This window comes from Bacteroides sp. Phil13 (assembly GCF_001940965.1).
GTDB lineage: Bacteria > Bacteroidota > Bacteroidia > Bacteroidales > Bacteroidaceae > Bacteroides > Bacteroides intestinalis.
Genome location: NZ_MSHA01000026.1, coordinates 1 through 3,877 on the forward strand (window position 1 = coordinate 1; position 3,877 = coordinate 3,877).

Below are 3,877 nucleotides of genomic sequence, written 5' to 3' on the forward strand. Positions count from 1 at the left end.
GCAGAGGTTACAAAGGTAATATTCATTCCGAGAATTCTGGTAATACTATCGATATTAATTTCAGGGAAAATGATTTGTTCCTGAATACCAAGAGTATAGTTACCCTTTCCATCAAACTTACTTTCAATACCCTTGAAGTCACGGATACGAGGAAGAGCTACACGAACCAATTTTTCAAGAAATTCGTACATTCTCTCACGACGCAAAGTTACCATAACACCAATAGGCATTTTTTTACGCAACTTAAAGTTAGCGATATCTTTACGAGAAATGGTTGCTACAGCTTTCTGACCTGTGATAGCAGTCATTTCATTAATTGCCACTTCGATAATCTTCTTATCAGCAACAGCCATACCCAAACCCTGATTGATAACAATCTTCTTAAGTACGGGTACCTGCATTGCAGAAGAATACTGGAACTGTGATTTCAATGCAGGCGCAATACGCTCTACATATTCTTTCTTAAGGCTAGCAGTATTACTCATTACTTAATCTCCTCTCCTGATTTTTTAGAAACACGTGCAATAGTCTTCTTACCATTTTCATCAATAGTTACTTTACGACTGATACGCGTGGCTTTACCCGTTTTAGGATCTACGGGATTCAAGTTAGACAAATGGATAGAAGCTTCCTGCTTCACAATACCACCCTGGGGGTTCTTTGCATTAGGCTTAGTGCTCTTGGACACCATGTTGATACCTTCAACAATTGCACGATTTTTATCAACAAGAACCTTCAACACACGACCAGTTTTGCCTTTGTCTTCACCAGCATTTACGTAAACTGTATCGCCTTTTTTAATATGTAATTTACTCATTACTTAAATCTTTTACAAAATTAAAGTACTTCAGGAGCGAGTGACACAACTTTCATGTTAGTAGCACGAAGTTCACGAGCTACCGGACCGAAAATACGACTACCTCTAATCTCGCCTGCGTTGTTCAACAACACACAAGCATTATCATCAAAACGTATATAAGAACCATCGGGACGACGGATTTCTTTCTTAGTACGTACGATCAAAGCTTTAGACACTGCACCTTTTTTAATATCACTTGAAGGGATGACGCTCTTTACAGAAACAACAATTACGTCCCCTACTGAAGCATAACGACGACCCGTACCGCCCAAAACGCGAATACAGAGAGCTTCTTTTGCTCCACTGTTATCACATACTGTAATTCTGGATTCTACTTGTATCATAATTACTTAGCTCTTTCAATTATTTCTACCAATCTCCATCTTTTAGTCTTGCTCAAAGGACGAGTCTCCATAATAAGTACAGTATCACCGATATTGCACTCATTTTTTTCATCATGAGCATGGTACTTCTTAGTCTTGCTAACGAACTTACCATATATGGGGTGTTTCTCTTTAAACTTAGCTGCTACTGTAATGGTTTTATCCATCTTATTGCTCAGCACAACCCCAGTTCTTTCTTTTCTTAAATTTCTTGCTTCCATCAAGCTCATCATTTATTGTTAAGTTCTCTTTGGCGTAATTCTGTTTTCATACGCGCAATAGTCCTGCGTAATTGTTTGATCTGAGCAGGATTATCCAAAGGAGAAATAGAATGATTTAAAACCATTTGATTATAGTTTGTCACTTCTGCCTCTACTCTTTCTACCAGATCATTGGTAGGTATTTCTTTAATTTCTGCTATTTTCATATCCATTACGCATTTTGATTTTGAATATCATAATCACGTCTCACAACAAACTTCGTTGTAATAGGAAGCTTCTGTGCAGCTAAGCGCAAAGCTTCTTTTGCGATTTCATAAGATACTCCTTCAGCTTCGATAATAATTCTTCCTGGAGTAACAGGGGCAACAAAGCCCTCTGGAGCACCCTTACCTTTACCCATACGTACATCTGCAGGTTTTCTGGTAATAGGTTTATCCGGGAAAATACGAATCCAAATTTGTCCTTGACGTTGCATATATCTTGTCACTGCAATACGAGCAGCTTCGATCTGACGGCCTGTAATCCATTTTGTTTCCAAAGCCTTAATTCCAAAAGAACCGAAAGCCAACTGATTACCTCTCTGGGCAATACCTTTTTGACGGCCTTTTTGTTGTCTTCTGAATTTTGTCTTTTTCGGTTGTAACATAATTCCTAAAAATTCAAATTCGTTTAGCGATTATTTTTCTTTCTTTTGAAGTTCTTTCCGCCATTGTTTCCGCTATTGCTTCCACGACCGCTTTCTTTGCTTTGCGTAAAGTTCGGAGCTAATTCTCTCTTACCAAAAACTTCACCTCTACAGATCCAAACTTTAATACCGAGAAGACCAACCTTCGTCAATGCTTCTGCATGACAGTAGTCGATATCTGCTCTGAAAGTGTGCAACGGAGTTCTTCCTTCCTTATACATTTCAGAACGAGCCATTTCAGCGCCATTCAAACGTCCTGAAATCTGAATTTTGATACCTTCAGCACCCATACGCATAGTGTTAGCGATAGCCATTTTAATGGCACGGCGATAGGCAATCTTTCCCTCTACCTGACGAGCGATATTATTAGCAACAATAACAGCATCCAACTCAGGTCTTTTCACTTCGAAGATATTGATCTGAATATCCTTATCGGTAACCTTCTTCAACTCTTCTTTCAACTTATCAACTTCTTGGCCACCTTTACCGATAATAATACCCGGACGTGCAGTACAAACGGTAATAGTCACGAGTTTCAGTGTACGTTCAATTACGATTCTTGATACACTAGCTTTTGCAAGTCTAGCGTTCAAATATTTACGAATCTTGCTATCTTCCAGCAGAGAATCGCCGTAATTATTTCCACCATACCAATTGGAATCCCATCCTCTGATAATTCCTAAACGGTTGCTTATTGGATTAACTTTTTGTCCCATTTACCTTAATTTTGATCTTCGTTATTACTTTTAGAACCAACGAACAACGTTACGTGATTTGAACGCTTACGAATTCTGTAACCTCTACCCTGCGGAGCCGGTCTCATTCTCTTGAGTGTAGCACCACCATCAACAAAAATCTTTGTTACGAATAACTCGCCACTTTCAGCTTTACGTTCGTTTTTCTGCTCCCAGTTAGCAATTGCAGAGCGCAGTAATTTCTCAACTCTGGCAGCTGCTTCTTTTGAAGAAAACTTCAAAACGCCAAGTGCTCTGTTCACTTCCATCCCGCGAATCATGTCAGCCACGAGACGCATTTTGCGAGGGGAAGTAGGAACATTCTGCAACTTTGCAAAATACATGGACTTAAGGGCTTCTTTTCTTTTTTCAGCCGATATTTTTTTTCTTGCTCCCATTATATTTATACTTTATTATTTCAGATAAATCCTGTTATTTTTTCTTGTTACCAGCGTGTCCTCTGAAAGTACGAGTTGGAGCAAATTCGCCCAACTTATGACCTACCATATTTTCGGTAACGTATACAGGAATAAATTTATTTCCGTTATGAACTGCAACTGTATGGCCTACGAAATCAGGCGAAATCATTGAAGCTCTGGCCCAAGTCTTAACAACAACTTTCTTGCCTGATTCATTCATAGCAAGAACTTTCTTCTCAAGCTTAACGTTAATATACGGACCTTTTTTTAATGAACGACTCATAGTTTACTCAATTAATCAGATTACTTCTTTCTTCTCTCAATAATATACTTAGACGATTGTTTCTTCGGAGCTCTTGTCTTAAGTCCCTTAGCGTACAATCCTTTACGAGATCTTGGGTGTCCTCCTGAAGCACGTCCTTCACCACCACCCATCGGGTGATCAACCGGGTTCATAACAACACCACGGTTACGCGGGCGACGACCCATCCAACGAGAGCGTCCAGCTTTACCTGAACTTTCCAACCCATGATCTGAGTTACCAACACTACCGATAGTAGCTTTACAAGTGCTAAG

9 protein-coding genes and 1 pseudogene are annotated in these 3,877 nt (G+C 39.4%); all 10 read right to left on the reverse strand.

What is annotated here, in order from left to right:
* Positions 1-485: 50S ribosomal protein L5 (rplE, locus tag BWI44_RS03800; RefSeq protein WP_286811700.1), on the reverse strand; the 485-nt coding region annotated here is incomplete at its 3' end.
* Positions 485-817 (reverse strand): 50S ribosomal protein L24, encoded by a 333-nt coding sequence (rplX, locus tag BWI44_RS03805; protein ID WP_007662153.1) that lies wholly within the window; start codon positions 815-817, stop codon positions 485-487. The genes rplE and rplX, both read right to left, overlap by 1 nt.
* A 20-nt stretch (positions 818-837) precedes the next feature.
* Positions 838-1,203 carry a 50S ribosomal protein L14 gene (gene rplN / locus BWI44_RS03810; protein ID WP_007212076.1) on the reverse strand — a complete coding sequence of 122 codons (366 nt, stop codon included), beginning with the start codon at positions 1,201-1,203 and terminating at the stop codon, positions 838-840.
* A 2-nt stretch (positions 1,204-1,205) separates the two neighbouring features.
* On the reverse strand, positions 1,206-1,475 hold the full coding sequence (gene rpsQ, locus BWI44_RS03815; RefSeq protein WP_007662150.1) for a 30S ribosomal protein S17: 270 nt from the start codon (positions 1,473-1,475) through the stop codon (positions 1,206-1,208).
* Positions 1,472-1,669 carry a 50S ribosomal protein L29 gene (rpmC, locus tag BWI44_RS03820; RefSeq protein ID WP_007212074.1) on the reverse strand — a complete coding sequence of 66 codons (198 nt, stop codon included), beginning with the start codon at positions 1,667-1,669 and terminating at the stop codon, positions 1,472-1,474. Before rpmC ends, rpsQ begins: the two co-directional genes overlap by 4 nt.
* A 5-nt stretch (positions 1,670-1,674) precedes the next feature.
* On the reverse strand, positions 1,675-2,109 hold the full coding sequence (rplP, locus tag BWI44_RS03825) for a 50S ribosomal protein L16 (protein WP_007212073.1): 435 nt from the start codon (positions 2,107-2,109) through the stop codon (positions 1,675-1,677).
* Positions 2,110-2,132: 23 nt separating this feature from the next.
* Entirely contained in the window at positions 2,133-2,864 is a 732-nt protein-coding gene (rpsC, locus tag BWI44_RS03830) for a 30S ribosomal protein S3 (protein WP_007212072.1), read from the reverse strand.
* A gap of 5 nt (positions 2,865-2,869) precedes the next feature.
* Complete coding sequence (rplV, locus tag BWI44_RS03835) at positions 2,870-3,280, reverse strand: 50S ribosomal protein L22 (protein ID WP_007662145.1); 411 nt, start codon at positions 3,278-3,280, stop codon at positions 2,870-2,872.
* A gap of 34 nt (positions 3,281-3,314) precedes the next feature.
* Positions 3,315-3,584: a 30S ribosomal protein S19 gene (rpsS, locus tag BWI44_RS03840; RefSeq protein ID WP_002558070.1), complete on the reverse strand. Its 270-nt coding sequence runs from the start codon at positions 3,582-3,584 to the stop codon at positions 3,315-3,317.
* A gap of 20 nt (positions 3,585-3,604) precedes the next feature.
* Positions 3,605-3,877: pseudogene (gene rplB, locus BWI44_RS03845) on the reverse strand (50S ribosomal protein L2); the annotation flags it as partial.